Origin of the sequence: Gulosibacter massiliensis, from assembly GCF_900626105.1 — a bacterium.
GTDB lineage: Bacteria > Actinomycetota > Actinomycetes > Actinomycetales > Microbacteriaceae > Gulosibacter > Gulosibacter sediminis.
The window spans coordinates 2,056,515-2,075,628 of the sequence record NZ_UYZX01000001.1 but is presented as its reverse complement, the minus strand read 5'-3'; the positions used below and the strand labels follow the sequence as shown (position 1 = coordinate 2,075,628).

At 64.1% G+C, this 19,114-nt stretch carries 17 protein-coding genes and 1 pseudogene; 6 read left to right on the top strand and 12 right to left on the bottom strand.

Going from position 1 to position 19,114, the window contains the following annotated elements; all coding sequences use genetic code 11:
• The first annotated feature begins 434 nt into the window (after positions 1-434).
• Together EJL01_RS09815 and EJL01_RS09810 are read left to right on the top strand one after the other, a co-directional pair.
• On the top strand, positions 435-1,307 hold the full coding sequence (locus tag EJL01_RS09815) for a DUF3037 domain-containing protein (RefSeq protein WP_125107321.1): 873 nt from the start codon (positions 435-437) through the stop codon (positions 1,305-1,307).
• A 121-nt stretch (positions 1,308-1,428) separates the two neighbouring features.
• Positions 1,429-2,757 (top strand): hypothetical protein, encoded by a 1,329-nt coding sequence (locus EJL01_RS09810; protein ID WP_125107320.1) that lies wholly within the window; start codon positions 1,429-1,431, stop codon positions 2,755-2,757.
• Here the strand turns inward: EJL01_RS09810 and EJL01_RS09805 are convergent.
• Positions 2,738-4,030 (bottom strand): amidase, encoded by a 1,293-nt coding sequence (locus tag EJL01_RS09805; protein WP_164509773.1) that lies wholly within the window; start codon positions 4,028-4,030, stop codon positions 2,738-2,740. The genes EJL01_RS09810 and EJL01_RS09805 overlap by 20 nt on opposite strands.
• Before the next feature lie 307 nt (positions 4,031-4,337).
• Here EJL01_RS09805 and EJL01_RS09800 point away from each other — a divergent pair, with 307 nt between their 5' ends.
• Complete coding sequence (locus EJL01_RS09800) at positions 4,338-5,828, top strand: HNH endonuclease signature motif containing protein (protein WP_125107318.1); 1,491 nt, start codon at positions 4,338-4,340, stop codon at positions 5,826-5,828.
• A gap of 129 nt (positions 5,829-5,957) precedes the next feature.
• Here the strand turns inward: EJL01_RS09800 and EJL01_RS09795 are convergent, their stop codons facing one another.
• The 6 genes from EJL01_RS09795 to EJL01_RS09770 form a co-directional block, all read right to left on the bottom strand.
• A complete protein-coding gene (locus tag EJL01_RS09795) occupies positions 5,958-6,626 on the bottom strand; it encodes a metal-dependent transcriptional regulator (RefSeq protein ID WP_241209166.1) in 669 nt (222 codons plus the stop codon).
• Positions 6,627-6,630: 4 nt separating this feature from the next.
• Positions 6,631-7,911 (bottom strand): sodium:proton exchanger, encoded by a 1,281-nt coding sequence (locus EJL01_RS09790; RefSeq protein WP_125107317.1) that lies wholly within the window; start codon positions 7,909-7,911, stop codon positions 6,631-6,633.
• Positions 7,912-7,982: 71 nt separating this feature from the next.
• The gene (locus tag EJL01_RS09785; protein ID WP_125107316.1) at positions 7,983-9,368 is read right to left on the bottom strand and encodes a lipase maturation factor family protein; all 1,386 of its coding nucleotides are present in this window, start codon (positions 9,366-9,368) and stop codon (positions 7,983-7,985) included.
• A gap of 28 nt (positions 9,369-9,396) precedes the next feature.
• On the bottom strand, positions 9,397-10,437 hold the full coding sequence (locus EJL01_RS09780; protein ID WP_125107315.1) for a hemolysin family protein: 1,041 nt from the start codon (positions 10,435-10,437) through the stop codon (positions 9,397-9,399).
• On the bottom strand, positions 10,434-11,798 hold the full coding sequence (locus EJL01_RS09775) for a hemolysin family protein (protein WP_125107314.1): 1,365 nt from the start codon (positions 11,796-11,798) through the stop codon (positions 10,434-10,436). Before EJL01_RS09775 ends, EJL01_RS09780 begins: the two co-directional genes overlap by 4 nt.
• Positions 11,799-11,907: 109 nt before the next feature.
• Positions 11,908-12,174 carry a GlsB/YeaQ/YmgE family stress response membrane protein gene (locus EJL01_RS09770; protein ID WP_125107313.1) on the bottom strand — a complete coding sequence of 89 codons (267 nt, stop codon included), beginning with the start codon at positions 12,172-12,174 and terminating at the stop codon, positions 11,908-11,910.
• Between the two features lie 158 nt (positions 12,175-12,332).
• On the opposite strand from EJL01_RS09770, the gene EJL01_RS09765 reads away from it, so the two are divergent.
• The 3 genes and pseudogenes from EJL01_RS09765 to EJL01_RS13495 form a co-directional block, all read left to right on the top strand.
• Positions 12,333-12,686, top strand: coding sequence for an RNA-binding S4 domain-containing protein (locus tag EJL01_RS09765; RefSeq protein WP_125107312.1), 354 nt, complete (start codon positions 12,333-12,335; stop codon positions 12,684-12,686).
• A 6-nt stretch (positions 12,687-12,692) separates the two neighbouring features.
• Positions 12,693-12,944 carry a hypothetical protein gene (locus tag EJL01_RS09760; RefSeq protein WP_206427705.1) on the top strand — a complete coding sequence of 84 codons (252 nt, stop codon included), beginning with the start codon at positions 12,693-12,695 and terminating at the stop codon, positions 12,942-12,944.
• A gap of 61 nt (positions 12,945-13,005) precedes the next feature.
• Positions 13,006-13,227, top strand: a pseudogene (locus EJL01_RS13495) (asparaginase domain-containing protein); the annotation flags it as partial.
• A 45-nt stretch (positions 13,228-13,272) separates the two neighbouring features.
• Here the strand turns inward: EJL01_RS13495 and EJL01_RS09750 are convergent.
• The 5 genes from EJL01_RS09750 to EJL01_RS09730 all read right to left on the bottom strand — a co-directional run bounded on the left by EJL01_RS09750 (position 13,273) and on the right by EJL01_RS09730 (position 19,020).
• Positions 13,273-14,676: a trimethylamine monooxygenase gene (locus EJL01_RS09750; RefSeq protein WP_125107311.1), complete on the bottom strand. Its 1,404-nt coding sequence runs from the start codon at positions 14,674-14,676 to the stop codon at positions 13,273-13,275.
• Between the two features lie 866 nt (positions 14,677-15,542).
• Positions 15,543-16,070 carry a hypothetical protein gene (locus EJL01_RS09745; protein ID WP_125107310.1) on the bottom strand — a complete coding sequence of 176 codons (528 nt, stop codon included), beginning with the start codon at positions 16,068-16,070 and terminating at the stop codon, positions 15,543-15,545.
• Positions 16,067-16,816: a hypothetical protein gene (locus EJL01_RS09740; protein ID WP_125107309.1), complete on the bottom strand. Its 750-nt coding sequence runs from the start codon at positions 16,814-16,816 to the stop codon at positions 16,067-16,069. The genes EJL01_RS09745 and EJL01_RS09740 overlap by 4 nt, the downstream gene beginning before the upstream one ends.
• A gap of 434 nt (positions 16,817-17,250) precedes the next feature.
• Positions 17,251-17,718, bottom strand: coding sequence for an ASCH domain-containing protein (locus tag EJL01_RS13490; RefSeq protein ID WP_125107308.1), 468 nt, complete (start codon positions 17,716-17,718; stop codon positions 17,251-17,253).
• Positions 17,719-17,845: 127 nt separating this feature from the next.
• Positions 17,846-19,020, bottom strand: a protein-coding gene (locus tag EJL01_RS09730; RefSeq protein WP_241209084.1) for an IS3 family transposase whose coding sequence is annotated in 2 segments (ribosomal slippage) — positions 17,846-18,741 and positions 18,741-19,020 — 1,176 coding nt in all. Because the reading frame shifts where the segments join, the coding sequence is not laid out codon by codon here.
• Positions 19,021-19,114 lie beyond the last annotated feature (94 nt).

Below are 19,114 nucleotides of genomic sequence, written 5' to 3'. Positions count from 1 at the left end.
GAAGGTAGCGTTGAACACGTCGAGGTCTTTCAGATGGGCAGTGTAGGAACTTCCATCCTGGAAGACCTCGACCCCTATCCGTGAACCAGCACGCCCATCCCGACTACACCCTCAACTGCGAAGAGCCATTTTGGCTCGCTGGAGAATCCGATTGGGATATCAACTCGTTGCGAACCATAGGGACGTCTTCGTGGCAACGAGAAATAGAACTTGCCTACGCATCCCGTGGGGCGCTCAATGAGGCAGCGAGCCGAGTTGACAGCCTGACTTTCGAGTCACTCCGCACCATTACCGGCTTCGTGCCTTTAGACTGGGACACTACCTCCGCGGAGCTCGAGGACCTGGCCGAGCTTCTGTACGCGCGGGTTGCGGGGGTCGCCGATCGTCTACGCCAGGCCGCGCTGCATACTCGATACCCGTAGGGAGGTGTCACCTTGAGCTATCAATATTGGGTAATCCGCTACGTGCCGAACCTGGTTCGAGGTGAGTTCACGAACATCGGCATCGTGTGCGGCCGCGATGGCAAAGACTGGGCTGTCGAGTTCGACACACGCGCCGTGGACAACCATGGTCCGCTTGGCCGCAACCTCCCCCAGCTTCAGGCGTGGGTGCGCAATTTCAGCGGTCGCGTCGAAAACTTTGACAGCGTTCAGCTGGAAGGAGACCCGCTCACCACCGGGTGGCTGGAGCGGCAGCGGGCGCGCCAAGCGAATTCGATTCAGTTCTCCGAACCTCGATCAATCGTGGCCGCAAGCGCTGCCGAAGCGGTTTCTTTGCTGTACCCGCTTCTCGTCGAGCGTGACGTGTCTCGCTCACCCCGGGGGTTAACGCGTGCCTCGATGCGAGCCGGAGTCCGGGACCTACTGAAGACATCCCTCGGACTCGTGGTCGGCCGCGATCTATTCGTGCAGCCCTATGCGTCAGTCGGTCGGCAGCGCACTAGATTCGACCTGTTCCAGCAGGATCACTCTGCCGGGCAGCTTGCCCAAGTCTGGACGTTCAACGTGGTGAAGGTTGACTCCCTCGAACAAGATATTCAGGCCACAAACTACTTCATGACCCGACTGCGGCATGACGGCGCGTCGCTCGACCTCCACCCCGGCAAGGCCCCTCACCTGATACCTGCAGACACACCGATGCGCGTGATTTATGACCCGCCGGTTGGCGGCTCCGGAAGTGCGCAGCGCGAAGACATTTTTGGTGCCGCGCTGGAAGCTTGGGACCTCAATGACGTCACCACAGTCTCATACGACGAGTTTCGGGCCAAGTACGGTCCGAGGGAGCAAGAGACCGTCGGGTCTTACTGATCTCAACCATCGCCGAAACGGCCGGTGTCGTCGCACACCCTGTGGATAACTGGGCCGCGTGTCGGTGGCCCCGCCTACGCTGCTTGACAGCCGCGCAGCCTCCCTCCGGAAGGATGCCACCTTGTCCCTCTCCAACATCGACAAGCTCAAGTACCTCCTCGCCACCGCCGTCGGCAACGCGCCCGCGAGCACCCAGTTCCGCATGTCCGGCAACGGACTCAACCTCGCCATCGACGACAACGAGCCACTGAAGTGGCCGCTGTCTCGCGCCCGTACCCAGGCGCTCATCGACGCGGAAGTGGGTGACGTAAGCGACGCATCCGAGGTGCGATCGGTGCGCTTCGTACCCGACCGAGTGTCGCTGAGCGACAGGTGGTCGAAGCTGCTCGACCAGGCGCTGCCCGACGTTGCGCTGACCATCGGTTACGCCGCCGGCACCCAACTCCGCGCGGAGTTCGATGGGTTCGAAGTACACGGGCCCGGCCGGGTCGAGGCACCAAAGCCGGCCCGCAGCTCAACCGATGACGCGATCGGCGAACTCTTCGTCGTCATGAGAGTCGCCCGCAAGGGCGTCGAGATCACGACCGAGGCGTTCGGGGATGGGCACAATCACCGCCACACGACCACTCTCCTGGTGGTCGCATATCGCACCACCGCCGCACCTACCATTACGCCGATCAAGTCTGGCTGCCTCACCATCGTCACGTTCAAGGTGTACGCCGATGACGCGGCGCCCGGCCGACAGCCCACGATCAACGCGATCGCCCAGGTGCTGCGCGTCGGCAATTCGTCTTACAGCTACGTCCACGACACCTACGGCGCGTTCGTGCTGCCGCTCACGAAGGACCACGCCAAGAGCGACCTCGCCTACGGCCTTGTGGACGACGCCGACAAGGAGCTCGTCACGCTACTTGCGGCAGCGGCCGACCATACGGGATACGACTGGCCTCTCGCGCGAGCCGAGTTGAAGGATGGCCGCGACATGTGGCGGCCGCATCACCACGTCACGAGCATGACCTTGCGGTGGTGGAACGATTCGAAATGCCCCGGCACGCTCAGCTTCGACGTTCCCACAGGATGCCTCGTCTACCCACACGGCCGTTTGCCAGACGATGAATTGGCTGGCGGCATCGCGACCCCGGGGTTCCACTTCAGCACCATGTACATCACGGCACTCCTGCTCATCCCGCATGGCAAGGCCGTCCGCCTGCGCACGAAGATCCGCCCCTATTGGGCGATGGAGAGCGCCTACGACGCGCTCCAGGGAGGGCAAGTGAAGCGGGCGGAGCACCTATTGGACTGCCTCATCCGAGTGATGATGCCCGACCGCCCCGAGACCAGCTACGAGTGGCCGGGCGAGCCGAGCATCCTCGACACCCCAGGCTGGGACACCCCTGACGAGCGCTACACCGACACGCGAACGGTCGAGTTCACCGCGCACCAAGAGTGAGGTCGCGCGCGGCGGCGAGCAGCAACGCATCCTGCCCCGGGCGGGCGATGAGCTGCACCGACTGCGGCAGCGCGCATCCGTCGACCCACATCGGCAGAGCAATCGCCGGCCAGCCGAGCACGTTCCAGATGTTCGTCATCGACGCGAGTTCACGGCTCGGGCCAGGGTCGGTGAAGCGCGGGGCGAGGATGGGCGTGCTCGGCGACACGAGCACGTCGCCTTCACCGAAGCTCGCCTCGAAGAGCTCGCGAAAGCGCGCAATCTCCGCTTGGGCTGCGGCGTAGTCGTCGTCGCTAATGTCGCGACCCTCGAGCACCTTGCCGAGAATCTCCGGCTGGAACTTCTCGGGCGCGGTCTGCGCGCGCTCGGCGTGAATGTCGTAGGCCTCGCGCGACCGCACGATGCGGTACAGCTCGGCGAAGTCGATATCGCGGCCGTCGAACTGCGGCAGATCGGCGGGCAGCGCACCGAGCTGGAACATCGCGTGGTCGTAGGGCTCGCCGGCGGGCGCGTCGACGACCTGGGCACGCACATCCACGAGTGCAAGAAAGCCGGATGCGCTCGGCTGCGCGTCGTCGAGGAAGCCGGTCGCGCGCATCACGAGCACGATGTCGTCGACGGTGGTCGCGAAGAACCCGAGCGTATCGAACGAGTCGGAGAGGGGGAACGCACCCGCGGTGTCGATGAGCCCGAGCGTCGGCTTGAGCCCGACGACGCCGCAGAGCGCCGCGGGCAGGCGGATCGACCCGGCCGTGTCGGAGCCGACCGCGAACGGCACGATGCCCTGGGCGACTGCCGCCGCGGATCCGGAGCTCGAGCCGCCCGGCACCCGCTCGGGGTCGTGGGGGTTGCGGACGACTCCGAACGCGCCGACGTCGCCACGGATGCCGTACGAGAACTCCTGCGCGTTCGTCTTGCCGACGATGACTGCGCCGGCTTCGCGCAGCTTCGCGACGATGAACGCGTCGGTCTCGGGCACGTTGTCGCGGAAGAACTCCGACGCCATCGTCGTGCGCAGGCCAGCGGTGTCAATGACGTCCTTGACCGCGGTCGGGATGCCGTCGAGCACACCCCGCGACTCCCCCGCCTGCCGACGCGCGTCGGACTCCTCCGCCGCCTTCAGCGCGCCTTCGTCGTCGACGGTGATGAAGAGCTTGTCGGATGCACGCGCAGCTTCCAGCGCCTTTCGTGTCAGCTCGACCGAAGTGATCTCACCCGCCTCCAGTTGCTTCAGGAGGTCGGCGATGGTCGGATGCACGTCATTGTTGGCCACCAAGCCACCCTACTTGGCCTGGGTCGCGCTCTTCCTCTTCCCCCAACCGGACCCTGGGCCTGTCGAAAGGTCGCCCACCACCAGACGCACGAACCCATGTCGTAGGCCCATGCCATCGTGAAAGACAGCACCACGGACCAATACCACCCCTCACCCAACACGCCGAATCGATGTTCGAGAACAGTTCGAACAGCGCCCGACAACCCCCAGCAAACTCGAACATATGTTTGCTTCCAAGTAGTTTGTTTATGGTATATGCTTGCTATATCAGCTGCACGCACCTATCCTGTCGAGGAGGTGACGCCCAATGTCCGCAACGACTTCCGCCACCGCCACTCCCCGCGTCGCCGCTACCCGGGACATCACCGCCGCGCGCGCTTCGACGCCGCCCGACACGGTCCCGTCACGGAAGAATCGGCCCGATGGTGCCACCCCTGAACCCGAGACCGATGGCTACAACGTCATCCTCGGTGAGATGCGCGACTCGTACGTGCAACTCGCCCGCGCCACGAGCAAGGCCGAGTTCGCACGCGCGATGATCCTCGCGAGCGCGTACCTCGCGTCCGAGGCGCGCACGAACGTGCAGACCGAGTTCCGTAGTAGCGTCGCGACCTTTGACGACATGTTTCGCGCGAACCTGCGCTCCATTGTCGGCAACTTTGGTGCGCTCACGAACGAGTCCGACACGTCACTCGTGAACCGCGCCTCCGACGCCGCTCGCATCCGCCAAGGCTTCACGATGTGGCTGCCCGCGCTCGAAGCTGGAGACGTCACCATGCGGCAAGCGACCGTGATGCTGCGCAACTCGAGCAACGTGCCCGAGGACAAGCTTGAGGAGTACGGCACTCGGGTGCTCGACGCTGCCCGCTCCTCGACGATCGGGCAGACCGAGAACTTTGCGAAGAAACTCGCCGCCCAGCTCGCGATCGCCGAATTCGAAGACGCCTGCGAACGCGAATACGCCGCCCGCAAGGTCACGATCCAAGACCTCGACTACGGCATGTCTGAGATCCGCGCCTACATGCCGACCGCCGCCGCAAAGGCCGCCTTCGACCTCCTGACCCGCGAAGCCAAAGTCCTCCGCGACGAAAACTTGGAAGCCGCGCGCGAGAACAAGCGACGCGTCCGCGAGGCCGAGGCACGTGGCGAGGAGCTTTCGGAGGAGGACTCTGCCTTCGTCGAAGACCCGCGCACCATCGACCAGCTCCGCGCCGATCTCTTCCTCGAAACGATTCTCACGGCGACGCCGCAAAGCATCCTCGAGTCCGAGACCGGCGGCGCCATGCGGGTGAAAGCGAACATCAGCATCGTCGTGCCAGTGATGTCACTCATTGACCCGAAGAAATCTCGCGACGTCACCGCCCTCGAAGGCGAAACCCCGATCAACTTCGAGGACGCGCGCCGCTTCATGGGCGACGTGACCACCTTCGACCGGATCCTCACCGACCCAATCAACGGCCACACCCTCACCGTCGATACCCGCAACGCCTCAGCGGACATGCGCCGGTATCTCAGGGTGCGGGACGGGGCTTGCCGGTTCCCGGGATGCAGGCGGCCCGCCACCCAGTGCGAGCTCGACCACACCGTGCCCTGGGCATGTGCCGGCAAAACCGACGTCGAAAACCTCGCGTTCCTGTGCACGAGACACCACACGCAGAAACACCAGAAACCCTGGCGCGTGCGGCACCTCGGCAACGGGGTACTCGAATGGACGTCCCCACTCGGCGATGTCATCGTCACGAAACCGAAACCACTCGGGCCCGTGTTCGTGCCAGCCGACGACCCCGCACCCTTCTAGTGGAGAGGTCTGCCCTCAGCCGGCAGACCTCTCCCCCAGATCGGGGCAACTCCCGGGCTTCCCTTCGACAAGCTCAGGGTCCGGACAAGCTCAGGGTCCGGGCAAAGGCCGGGATCGGAGGGCGCGCGGCTACGCGCCCCAGACCGCGTTGGCGGCGACGAGGGCGAGCGAGACTTCGCGCCCGACGACGGTCAAGGTCATGGAGCCGGCGAACTCGTTCCTCGACACGATGCGCACGACCTCGCCGGGCACGAGGCCCTGCTCTTCGAGGTAGCGCAGCAGGGCTGGCTCATGGTCCGAGACCCGCACGATGGTCGCCTCGTCGCCCTCGCGGAAATCGCTCAGGCGGAGGGCGCGGGTCTCGGCAATCCGCCCCTCGCTATCGGGGATCGGGTCGCCGTGCGGGTCATGGTCGGGGAACCCGAGCAGCTCGTCGATGCGCGACAGCAACCGATCCGACACCGCGTGCTCGAGGTGCTCGGCCTCCTCGTGCACCTCATCCCAGTGAAAGCCGAACTGCTCCACGAGCAGCGTCTCGATCAGCCGATGCCGCCGCACCATCTGCAGCGCGATCTTGCGTCCCTCATCCGTCAGCGTCGCCTCGCCATAGGGCTCGTGATGAATCAGCCCTCGCTTCGCGAGCCGCCCGAGCGCACCCGATACCGACGACGGCACGGTCCCGGTCGCCGCCCCAAGCTCCGCGGGCGTCGCCCCACGGCGCTCCCACTCCTCGGCCTTCCAGATCAGGCGCAGATAGTCCTCTTCAACTCGACTACTGCCCGGCGCCACATGATTCACGCGCCTATTCTCCCTGACGCGCGTTCGCGAGCTCGCGCGCATCCGGCTCAGGCGCATCACCGGCGCCCTCAGCAAACGCCGACTCCCGCTGGACCGGCGCCTTCAGCGTCGCCACGATATCCCCACGATGAATCACGAGCACGATCGCCGCGAGCACGAGCTGCACGGCCGACAGCACGTACCTCCCGGTCGTGTCGGTCACGAAGAACTGCAGCGCGAACAACCCTGCGAGCGCGATCGCCGACGAGCGGTGGAACCGCAGCGCCATGATGATCGCGACGCCGAGCACCGTCTGCGTGCCCGTCAACACGAACTCCTCGATCTGCCGCGCATCCAACTCGAGCACGGCGCCGCCGCCACCAAACATGTGCGCGATCGGCAGCGAACCGACGAGCAGGCTCCACTGGTTGATCTTCGATGCAATGAGCGTGCCGATCGCCGCGGCACCCATCCCCCGCGGCGCGAACAGCACGGCGATGATGAACTCGGGCGCCTCCGAGGCGAGCGGCGCGAGCCACTGCACGAGGAAGTACGAGTCGAAGCCGAGCGAGGTGCCGGTGTCGACAAGGCTCGTCGCGAACGGCTCGGCCGCGCACAGGATGATCACGGCCGCGGCCACGAACAGCGTCACGACGGTCGCGCGGCGGCGCCGCTGCGGCAGGTCGGCGATAAGCTTCGCGGTGGCGACGAACTCCTCCTCGCCCTCCGGATGCACGCGCCCCGAGCGCCAGAGGTAGATCACGAACGTCGAAATGAGCAGCAACCCGAACCAGACGGGAATCTCGCCGAGCAGCGGAATCACGAACGCGAGCGCGGCGAGCAGCGCGAGAAACCCCACGTCGAAGCGCGAGGATGCGGGCAACTGCAGGTACCCGACGCGGTCGGGACTCCGCCGCGAGCGCGCACGGTTCGCGACCCAAATCGCGATGAGCACCACGAGCGGCCAGCCGAAGCCGAGCAGCAGGCGGTTCGAGCCGGTCATGTTCGCTGCGGCGTAGTGCGCATACTCGGGGTCGAAGCCCGAGCGGAACGCGTAGTAGAGGTCGACGGCGTACTCGGGCAGCACGGCGATCAGCGCGAGAATAGCGATCGCGAGGCCGCCCGAGATGTCTTTCTGCGCAGCTTCGGCAGCCCCCGCGAGCACGAACGACGCGGCCACGACGGCGGCGCCGAACACGACGAGGTCGAGCACCGGATGCGGTGCGAACCCCGTGATTCGAAACACGATCGTGGGGAGCGCGAACGTGAAGCAGAGGGCAAGTTTTCGAACGAGTGAGCCTGGCATAACGTCGACAACCTCACCACCGGGCGTGGGTGGGCGTACAGCGAGAAGTGACGTTTCGTGCGCACGAAAACTCAGTTGCGCAGGCGCATCGGCGCCGTCAGCAGCCGCCGCTGATCGCGCACCCACACGGCGCCGGTCTCCCGGTGCTGGGCGCGGGTCGCGAAGCGATAGCGGTACGCGACCACCCGCACCCACGCGGGCCGCTCCCCCGCGAACGGGTCGTGCCGCACGAGCCGCAGCGTCCGCGCATCCGCCTCGAGCAGCCTGCCAAGGAACGTGCGGAACCAGCCGTCGAGGCCGCGGCCGAGCGGCAGAAACCACATGAGCCAGTCGAGCCGCAGGTGGTACGGCGCGAACTGGCGCGGCCGCCGCCGAGCGTCGCCGGGTTTGCCGTAGAACTCGTACTCGTGCCACGTCGCGTCGCGCGGGTTCGCGTCGCAGGTGCCCTCGACGACGTATTCGACGCGTACCTTCGTCACGCTGCCGAACGCGCCGTAGGCGTTCGCGAGCTGCAGCCGGTTGAACGCGTCGTTCATCACCTGCCGTTTCGCGAAGAAGAGGTTGTGGAACGCGGGCCAGCTCAGCCACAGGTACAGGGCCCCAACCGCACAGGTTACGACGAGCCAATACACCGGCAGCTCCGCCGACCCCACCGCGACCCCGGGCACCGCAACGGCCGAGAACGCAATCACGATCGTCGCGCAGTTCAGCCAGGCGAAGTTGCCCGTCACCACCAGCCAGAGCTGCGTCGCGACAATCACGCCCGCGGCGACCGTCCCCACCACACCCGGCATGAACACGAACCACGGCACCACCAACTGCGCGACGTGATTGCCCACCACCTCGACCCGGTGAAACCACGCGGGCAGCATGTGCGCCTTCCGGCTGAGCGGCCCCGGCATCGGCTGCGTCTCGTGGTGGTACATCAGCGCGGTGAGGTCGCGCCACTCGCGCCCGCCGCGCATCTTGATCATCCCGGCACCAAACTCGAGCCGAAACAGCAGCCACCAGAACAGCACGATCACCACGGTCGGCGGCGGCTGCTCGCGCGAACCGAGAAACGCCGCGAGAAAGCCGAGCTCGAGCAGCAGCATTTCCCAGCCGAAGCTGTAGAACACCGGCCCGATGCTCGTGATCGACATGTAGCCGCCCCACAGTGCCAGAAACGCAAGCATAGGCACCCAGGGCGGGCCCAGCTGCGGCAGCCCGGCAACGAGCAGCGCCGACACCGCCATGCCGCACCAGCACAGCATGCGCAGCCGCCGGTCGGTGTAGCGCCACCAGCGAAAAATCGTGAAGCGCACGGGCTGCTTCGGTCGACGCTGCAGCCCGCGCTCCCCGAGGAGCACGGGGAACTGCCGCAGCGTCGATACGAAAGCCACCACGAACAGCGCCGCGATGCCGCGCTGCAACACCTCTCGAGCAAGGCCGTAGTCGACGGCCGCGAACCCGTCCATGCCGCCAGACTACGCCGAAGCCACCCGCCTACCGCCGGGTCGCGTCCTGCACCTCGCCGATGAGCTCCTCGACGATGTCCTCGAGGAACAGCGCACCCGTCGTCACGCCGGTCGCGTCGGCGACGCGCGCAATGTGCGTCTCGCGCGCGCGAATCGTCGCGAGCGCATCCTCGAGCTCCATCTGCGCGTCGAGAGTCACGAGCGGTCGGATGCGGTCGGCCGGAATCGGCGCGTCGACCACCTCGGGGGTGCTCAGGTCGAGCAGATCCTTGAGGTGCACATACGCGCTCGGTGTGCCCTGCTCATCCGTCAGCACATAGCGCGAGTAGCCGTGCTCGGCGACCGTGCGTTGTACGTCGCGCGGCGTCGCGGTGTGCGGCAGCAGCACGAGCGAACCGAGCGGCACCTCGACATCAGCGACCCGCTTCTCGGTGAACTCGATCGCGGCGCTCACGGTGCCCGAGTCGTCGACTAGGGTGCCCTCGCGCTGCGACTCCTCAACGATCGTCGCGACCTGGTCTATCGTGTAGGCGCTCGTGGCTTCGTCTTTCGGCTGCACGCGGAACAGGCGCAAGATGCCGTTGGCGATCCAGTTGAGCGAACGGATGATCGGGCTCACGACGCGGCTCACCAACACGAGCGGCGGGGCAAGGATGAGCGCGGCGCGGTCGGGCACCGAGAACGCGATGTTCTTCGGCACCATCTCGCCAAACACGACGTGGAGGAAGGTCACCAGCGCGAGGGCGACGATGAACGCGGTCAGCGTCACGCCCTCGGCAGAGAGACCGGTCCACGCGAGCGGGTACTCGAGCAGGTGGTGAATCGCCGGTTCCGACACGTTGAGAATCACGAGCGAGCAGACGGTGATGCCGAGCTGGCTCGTGGCGAGCATGAGCGTGGCGTGTTCCATCGCCCACAGGGTCGTCTTCGCGGCGCGGTGGCCTGCGGCCGCCTTCGGCTCAATCTGCGAACGGCGGGCCGAAATCACGGCGAACTCGGCACCCACGAAGAACGCGTTCACCACCAGCAGTACAACAAGCCAGATGAGGCCGGGAAGGTATTCGCTCATCGCTGTCCCTCCTCAAACTGCTCCATCATGCGTTCGCGGGTGTCGGCGAACGCGGTGTCCTTGGTGATGTCGTTCGGTAGGTAGCGCAGCCGATCGATGCGCGGGCCGACCATGCGCTCGACGCGCAGGCGCCCGTGCGGGGTCTCGACCTCGTCGCCGACGGCCGGGATGCGCCCGAGCTTCTCGAGCACGTAGCCCGCGACCGTCTCGTACTCGTCGCTCTCGGGGATGCGCACTGCCGCGAGCTCCCACAGCTCGTCGGGGCGCAGCGAGGCGGCGAGCGTCACCGAGCTCTCGCCGACGTGGATGCGGTGCTGCGCCTGATCGTGCTCGTCGCGGAGGTCGCCGACGAGCTCCTCAACGAGGTCCTCGAGCGTGACGATGCCGGCGGTGCCGCCGTGCTCGTCGACGACGACGGCGATCTGGTAGCCGCGGCCGCGGAGCGTGCCGAGCAGCGAGCCGACGCCCGCGCTTTCGGGAACGAGCAGTGGCTTCGACATGATCTCGGTCACGGGGGTCGTCGCGCGGTCCTCGAAGTTCACGCCGTACGCGCTCTTCACGTGGACGATGCCCACGATGTTGTCGGCGTCGCGCCCCATGATCGGAAACCGCGAGTGGCCCGTGCGCTCGGCCTCGGCCACCACATCCGCGGCCGTGACATCGTTCGCGAGCGTGTGCATCCGCACCCGCGGGGTCATCACCGAGTCGGCGGTGCGCTCCGAGAACGTGAGGGTTCGGTGCAGCATCGCTGCATCATCGTGGTCGAGCGAGCCCTCGAGCGCCGAGCGGCGAATGAGAAAGCTCAGCTCCTCTGCGCTGCGGGCACCCGAAAGCTCTTCTTTCGGTTCGATGCCCATGGCGCGAATCAGCGAGTTTGCGGTGCCGTTGAGCAGCAGCACGACCGGCTTGAAGAGCCAGGTGAAGGCGATCTGCAGCGGCACGACGATCTTTGACGTCGCGAGCGGCACGGCGAGCGCGAAGTTCTTGGGCACGAGTTCGCCGAAGATCATCGAGAACAAGGTCGCGACAACGATCGCGACGATCGAGCCGGAGGCCGTCACGCCGGCTTCGCTGAGGCCGAGGTCCGACAACGGTTCGCGCAACAGTGATGAGATCGCGGGTTCGAAGGTGTAACCGGCGAGCAGCGTCGTTAGCGTGATGCCGAGCTGCGCGCTCGAGAGATGGGTCGACGTGACCTTGAGGGCGCTGATCGTGGGGCCGAGACGTTTCTCGCCACGATCACGGCGCCGCTCAAGGTCAGGTCGAGCGAGGTTAACGAGGGCAAATTCCGACGCCACGAAGACGCCGGTGCCGAACGTCAGAAGGACGCCGGCAAGAATGCCCCAGAGTTCGAAGTTCATCGCTCACCCCGCTCGTGGCCCGCATATGCGGGCGCCGGGATGAGCTTAGGACTATGACCAGGAGAATCTTCCATAGCCGAATTCTAGGGGCATTCTGGTTACGGCGTGCTTACTTCTTTTCGCCGCGCCCAACAATCAGGCCGTAGATGAGCAGCACGACGATCGAACCACCGATCGCGAGCGCCCAGGTCTGGAGCGAGAAGAACTCTTCGAGGTTGGCGTTGAACAGGATTCCGCCGAGCCAGCCGCCGACGAAGGCGCCGACGACGCCGAGCAGCAGCGTGACGAGCCAGCCGCCTCCCTGCTTACCGGGAAGGATCAGTTTTGCGATGGCACCGGCAATGAGGCCGAGAAGTAGGAAACTGAAAAAGCCCATGAGAGCTCTCCTTTCATTTTTCGCACACGGGTGCGTGTGCTGTGTCGATTATTGCCACGTGATCACATGAAAATCACAGCGACACGCAAATGTAACCGCGATGCAATGAATTTCTCCCCAAGACTTCTCCCCTGATTTGCCGACCGTAGGATGGGCGGATGGAGCAGGTGCGCGTGGACAGTTGGCTGTGGGCGGTGCGGGTGTACAAGACCCGATCGGCCGCGACAACCGCGTGCCGCGCCGGCCACGTTCGGGTCAACGGCGACCGCGCGAAGGCGGCGCTCAAGGTCGGCCCGGGCGACGAAGTGCGCGTACGGCAACACGGCTTCGACCGCATCCTCACCGTGCGTCGCACGCTCGTGAAGCGCGTCGGCGCGGCGGTTGCTGCGGAGGCCTACGAGGATCTCACGCCCGAGCGCGAGCCCGTCGCGAAGATCGCGGTGCGCGACCGCGGCGCGGGCCGCCCGACAAAGCGCGAACGCCGCGAGATCGAGCGGCTGCGCGGCTACTAGTTACGGATGCGCGCGGCGAGTGCGCTCGGCGTCGCCGGAGTGTTCCTCAACCTCATCGTGCCAGGGCAGGTGTTCGAAATTGTGCTCAACCTCGCTGGCCTCGGCATGGTGGCAGTGTGGAGCTCGATCATCGTGTTCCTAGTGCTGGTGATCGTGCTCATGGTGATCTGCGGGTACCGAGTTCGCGGTCGCATCGACCCGACTGCGCTGACCTCGACGATCGGTATTGCCGACGAAGTGAAGGTCGAGGAAAAGTGACGTCTGTGCTGTACACCGGGGGCACCTTCGGCATGCGACAGGCCGCGAGCTCGCCGATCAGATTCGCTCGCTTGCGCCGCGTGACAGCTCGCGGGCCGTGCTGGTGATCCACGGCACCGACACGATGGCGTACACCGCAGCGTTCGCTGCCTTCGCCACCGCCGATCTCACAGTGCCGGTGATCTTTACCGGCACCCAGCTGCCCCAGGGCAGCGACGGCAGCGTCAATATCGGCCGCTACGCGGTCGGCTCGACCCTCGCCGAAGCGGGCGTGGCCGACGGCGGCGACCTCACGGTCGAGGCCGCGTACGTGTCGCGAGTAGCGGCGTCAGCGACCGACGAGCTGCAATTCAGCGAGCAGCTTGGTGGGCTCCGCCGCTTCCGCATCGATATCGAGGTAGCGCTCGAGGCTGTCGTCGAGCTCGTCGACCCAGCGGGAGTGATGCTTCGCCGCGAGCGTGCCGGTCATCACCGAGCGATACGTGCGGTCGCGATAGCCCATGATGTCGACCTTCTTGTCGTTCTTCCACGCGATCAGGATTTCCCGCACCCGGTCGATATCGAATGTCGGATAGTCGGTCATGCCAAGCAGGTCTCGCACGTACTCACACTGGAAAACGATCTCGTCTTGCGCATCCTCAATAGCCTCAAATCGTGCCCGCCACTCACGGATAGATTGTGCACGCTCGGCCTCATCCGGCAGGTCAAGACGCCCCATGATGAGGTCGCGTGCGTACCATGCCTGCGCGTCGAACATATTGAACGTGAGCCACTGATCCTGCGCACCGATATACATGAGCGCTGGGTTCTGTTGCCACACGACGCCACGGTAGAGGCCGTCGGGATACACGTTGTTTCGCGAGCGCAGTGCGAGGTTCTGCGGCAAGAACTGGTACTTGTGCGCGTAGCCAGTGCACACGATCACCGCATCGACGTGCTTGCTACTTCCATCTCGGAAGTGCACGGTGTTGCCCTCGAAGCGCGTCACAAGGGGACGTTCTTCAAATCCCTCAGGCCAGTCGTACCCCATCGGCTCTGAGCGGTAGCTTGCCGTAACCGAACGTGCGCCCATCTTGTATGCCTGGCTTCCGATGTCCTCGGCCGAGTAGCTGGCACCGATGACGAGCACGTCCTGATCTTTGAACTCCTCGGCGCCGCGGAAGTCGTGGGCGTGGCTGACGTGTCCGGGGAAGGTTTCGATGCCCTCGAACTCCGGGAAGTTCGGGGAGGAAAAGTGGCCGCTCGCGACGACGACATGGTCAAAGGTTTCGACGGTGGTTTCGCCGGTCACCAGGTTTTCCGACGCAACAGCAAAGGTCTTGGCCTCTTCGTCGAAGGTGACCCAGCGCACGACGGTTTCGAAACGGATGTATCGACGGACATCGCTGTTCTTGAGCCGGCCGGCGATGTAGTCCCACAGGGCTTCCCGGGGCGGGTACGACGAAATGGGTCGACCGAAGTGCTCGTCGAAGGTGTAGTCCGCGAATTCGAGCACCTCTTTGGGCCCGTTCGACCAGAGATTGCGGTACATGCTCGAGTGCACCGGTTCACCGTGCTCGTCAACGCCCGTGCGCCACGAGAAGTTCCATTGCCCGCCCCAGTCCGATTGCTTCTCAAAGCAGACCAGTTCTGGGATCTCTGCCCCCGCCCGTTCGGCCGATTCGAAGGCACGAAGCTGTGCCATCCCGCTCGGCCCTGCGCCAATAATTGCGACCCGCTTCTTGCTGTTCAATTAGTATCCTCACGTTGCGTAGTAAATGCGCTCAGCGTCGTCGGCTCCAGCAAGAGCTACCCGAAATGCGTCTCGGAAATAGTGCTGGAATGGCACCCGCCTTCGGAGCTCTCGCTCAACGTTCGGCGCAGGTGACGACTGTTCGACATTACCATGACCGCGATTTCGAAGATTTCTCCGATGCGCGCCTGGACGGTTCAACCGTGCGCAAGAAGTCACGCCCGTGCCGATTGGACGAGATGGGTTGGCGGGATCTCACAGGAGACCAACAGAGGACCCTCCGCGCGAACCTGTCGGAACCTCCGACAAGTTGTGCACCCCGGCATTCGTGCGTGAATTTTCAAAGTCGACCGATGCAAATCTGCTACACGAAACGTCGCAGACTCCATCCGATTTCCGCGACTTCAACATGGTCGGGCTGACAGGATTTGAACCTGCGACCCCTTGGAAAACCCCTGGTCAGAGCGGGTTCTTCCGAGAATCTTGGATTGTCTCGGGTTCCCTAGTGTGGACTGGGAAGTAGGCGTTTCGCCTTCTTCGGGTGTACCCGATCATCGTCGGTCCGTCAGGAGTGATTGAGTTGGGTTTGCAGTGTGTTCGGCGCGAGACACGTGCTGGGACAACTGAGAGCCATCCGACTCGACTGAGCAAGCTGCGCCGCTTGGGCCTTACGCACCTTCGGTTGATTGAGCCGCCCAAACCGGAGCATTCCGCCGAGGAATTCGAGGTGCCTCGGTTGAAAGTTAGCGCGAGGGTGAGCTGGCCTCCACGACCTCGCTGAGCTAGAATGATGTTGTGCACTGCAGTAGCGGTGTGAAGTGAGCTCGGCAGCCTTCCGGACGGTCGGTGAGCCGAGCTTCACGCTTTCATGGCGACAGCTTGGTAATCCCCGCGATGAGCGGGTCGGCGCGTTTCTTCCATTCTCCGCCTTTGGTGTAGCTCCACGCGATCGCGTCGGCTACCCACAGCAGCGGCTCCTGATGCGGCACTTCGAGAGCGTAGCTAAGTATGTCGCCAAGCCCGTGACGCCTGACTTCACGGAACAGAATCTGACGATCAGCCTTCTCGATTGATTCGTCACGCTCGATCACGATCTTGGTGTGCGCGTGCTCCGCAGCATGAGCGACGATACCTGTCAGACAGGCCTCACGGCCAAGAATCTGGCTCTTCGTCGCACAGCGGAACACCTGCGCTTGAGCACCGAACGCGGTGAGTCGAGAGAGGATCAGCCGCTTACGCTCGGGCTGTTCCTTGGTGAAGTGGATCCGCCGCTGGCCTGGGAGCACCAGCGATCGCACGTCGCGACGCAGACTGGTCACGTCGCCGGGCACGACCAGTGCCGCAACCATCGTGTAGCCCTTGGCCTTCGATTCGTCCACGAACAGGATGCTCATGATGCACCTGTTTCCGTGAATCGAACCTTCTTCCGGCTCGCTGCTTGGGCGTCATCGATGGCTTTCTTCGAGAACGGGCCTTGCAGGGTGTAACGGAACTCCTCTGCCCAACCGTTGGGCGACCGAGGCGAAGGAACGAACGAGCTGATCTTGCTCAGCAAGCCGCGAGCTTCCAGTCCACGAAGCCCTCGACGCGCCGTAGATTCTGATACCCCATACCAGTTGGCGGACTGGTTGAGAGGGAGGGGAAAGTCATCCTGCTGGTCGAGCGCGATCAGTAGCATCAACTTCTCGGGGTGACTGAGCGACGCGTCGTACTCATCGATCCAGTAGGAGTAGGGCAGGCGCAACCAGTGCCCGTCTCCAGCCTTCTTGGGTCGAGTGTATTCCTCGCCAGTACCCGCTTCGTGAAGAAGCTTGTACTGCATCTCGTTGCCCTTGCGTTCGCGCTCGAGCAGACGCAGCGAAACGAGCTTGGTGACGACCTTTGACCAACGAGACTTCCCCGCCTCGAATGTCGCTGCTTCATCAAGTCGCACAATCTGCACCCACGTCGCCGCTGGGTAGGCCGCAACATAGGGCTCGCTGCTGGATGCCAGCGCATGGAGGAGGAGATAGGCGTCCAGAGCGAAACTGTCCCGTGCAAGAAGTGCGAGACTTGATCCGCGACCCCCCTCCGTTCCGCGAGGTTTCTGAATGAAACCTCGACGGATCGGAACGAAGGCACGTCTGGTGCCTTCGAGCATCGGGATCAGGAGATCGCGCCGTGGCGGCCGCCTCTGTGGGGCGGTTTTCACCCCAGCATGTGGGCGGGTCGCTTTATCCATACCCATAAGATTACCGCACGAAGGATCGTGGGTTGCATCATTAGACCAAAGTGGATTGCCCTCGCAGATACCCCTATGTGAGAGCGTTATGATAACTTCAAGGTCAATGCGAGTCCATGTGCGATGTCCAAGTTGGGTGGGTTTCCGCGAGGGCTCCGCCTCGCTGGTGGGTTGCCGGTGTAGGCGCATGGCTGAGTGCGGAGAGTGAGTTGCCGATTTCGGATATGACTCGATGCCGATTAGCGTCTCTTCGGCACTCTCGGTAAGGAGAAAAGACCTGGTGCAGCTGGAAGCCTTCGATGCAGGGCACACGCAGGCGTGGAACTCGGATTCTCAGCGGTGGAAGTCTTCTGTCAGCGCTTGGCTGTCCGGACATCTACTGGCCTGAGTTCAGGTACTTGAAAGCTCAGCTGCTTCGCTTGCTCCACCTGCTCAGTGGCGAGGTAGCGGAAGCTCTGTGATGGTTCGATTCCAAGGACGGCCCTCAGTGAGTTGAGCGACACCGGTTGTTCCCAGGACTCTGGGCAGTCAACTTCCAAGAGAGTCGACTCATCAGCACCTGCGAGATACGCGTTGAGGTCGCTCTCATCAATACCAATGTCCGATCCATGCAATGCCCACACGCAACCAGGGCTGATCTTGATCGTTCGCCGAAGACGCACGGTGCCGAGGACCGCTTTCTCAGGGGAACTTGAATACAGAACCACTGTGGTTCCCGGATCGATGTTTGGGAACCTGCGCCGTACTTCGATCGTCTTGCGTCCCTCTAGGATCGCCCGAGCGTACTGCGGCTTTATCGATAACAGTAAGGCTCGGGTCATCGCTCAGCCCACCTCGGTTGCATGCGCATGACGTCATCGAACACACCGGGTGTTGCTCGACGGGCGGTGATCTTGGAAGTTGTCACGTCGTGCTTGGGTCCGCTGAAGGTTTGGTTGACCTCCGGGTTTATGCCGCCAGTGTAGCGGCTGGGTTCATGATGAGTTCGAACTCGATGGGGGTGAGTTTCCCGAGTCGGCGTTGACGGCGTTTGCGGTGGTACTTGCCCTCGATCCAGGACACGATGGCCAGGCGCAGTTCCTCTCGTGTGCCCCAGGATCGACGGTCGAGGACGTTCTTCTGCAGGAGCGCGAAGAACGACTCCATCGCGGCGTTATCGCCACATGCCCCGACCCTGCCCATCGAGCCACGTAGCCTGTGGCGCTTCAGCGCTTTGCGGAAGCGGCGCGACCGGAATTGGGACCCTCTATCGGAATGGACGATCACCCCAGCGGGCCGGCCTCGGTGGGCCACTGCCATCTCGAGCGCGTTGACGGCGATCCGGGCCTTCATCCGTGAATCGATCGAGTAGCCGACGATCCGGTTGGAGAACACGTCCTTGATCGCACACAGGTAGACCTTGCCCTCGCGGGTGCGGTGCTCGGTGATGTCGGTCAGCCATAGCTCGTTGGGGCCGTCGGCGCTGAACTGCCTGTTGACCAGGTCATCGTGAACCGGCGCGCCGGCCTTCTTGTAGCGAGTCTTCCGCGTGGTGAACACCGATTGGATGCCGGCGACCCGGCACAACCGCCACACTCTGCGCTCGGACAACTCGTAGCCCAACTCAGCGAGGTCGTCTGCCAGCACCCGGTAGCCGCCCTCCGGGTCGTCGTTGTGAAGCTGATGCAACACCGAGATGAGCTCTTGCTCCTCGGCCTCACGGGCTGACACCGGTTGCTTGAGCCACTTGTAGTAGCCCTGTTTGGAGAATCCCAGTATCCGGCACGCGACCGCCACCGGCACCCTCACCCGGGCACCGACCGCGGCCATCTCCTTCACGAGCGGATAGATCATTTTGGGGGCGTGATGTGAGCCTGCGACAGATACGCCGCCGCGCGCCGTAGCACCTCGTTTTCCATCTCCAACTCCCGGATCCGACGCAGTGCCTGCGACATGTCCTTGCGCGCCTCTGGATCGGTGGTCGGGGTCATCCCATGGGACTTGAACCTCGCGTCACGGAGCCATGCCTGCAGCGTGGTTTTCGCCACTCCGAGGTCCTTGACGACCTGCTTTTGAGGGATACCCGACTCGACCAACGCGACCGCGTCGCGCTTGAACTCGTCGGTGTAGGTGATCTTCGGCATGGTTGCCATCCTTTCAGCACGACGCCCTCTCAGGAATCATGCGGTCTTGGAGTCAACCAAACCTTCGGCAGTCCCTCGGTCCTGCGCTCTCGCG

Coding starts and splice junctions, on each gene's coding strand:
- EJL01_RS09785 (WP_125107316.1), bottom strand. CDS start 9,368: ATGGACGGGTTCGCGGCCGTCGACTACGGCCTTGCTCGAGAGGTGTTG.
- EJL01_RS09800 (WP_125107318.1), top strand. CDS start 4,338: ATGTCCGCAACGACTTCCGCCACCGCCACTCCCCGCGTCGCCGCTACC.
- EJL01_RS09745 (WP_125107310.1), bottom strand. CDS start 16,070: ATGAGCATCCTGTTCGTGGACGAATCGAAGGCCAAGGGCTACACGATG.
- EJL01_RS09760 (WP_206427705.1), top strand. CDS start 12,693: ATGCGCGCGGCGAGTGCGCTCGGCGTCGCCGGAGTGTTCCTCAACCTC.
- EJL01_RS09740 (WP_125107309.1), bottom strand. CDS start 16,816: ATGCTCGAAGGCACCAGACGTGCCTTCGTTCCGATCCGTCGAGGTTTC.
- EJL01_RS09780 (WP_125107315.1), bottom strand. CDS start 10,437: ATGAGCGAATACCTTCCCGGCCTCATCTGGCTTGTTGTACTGCTGGTG.
- EJL01_RS09765 (WP_125107312.1), top strand. CDS start 12,333: ATGGAGCAGGTGCGCGTGGACAGTTGGCTGTGGGCGGTGCGGGTGTAC.
- EJL01_RS09775 (WP_125107314.1), bottom strand. CDS start 11,798: ATGAACTTCGAACTCTGGGGCATTCTTGCCGGCGTCCTTCTGACGTTC.
- EJL01_RS09770 (WP_125107313.1), bottom strand. CDS start 12,174: ATGGGCTTTTTCAGTTTCCTACTTCTCGGCCTCATTGCCGGTGCCATC.
- EJL01_RS09790 (WP_125107317.1), bottom strand. CDS start 7,911: ATGCCAGGCTCACTCGTTCGAAAACTTGCCCTCTGCTTCACGTTCGCG.
- EJL01_RS13490 (WP_125107308.1), bottom strand. CDS start 17,718: ATGACCCGAGCCTTACTGTTATCGATAAAGCCGCAGTACGCTCGGGCG.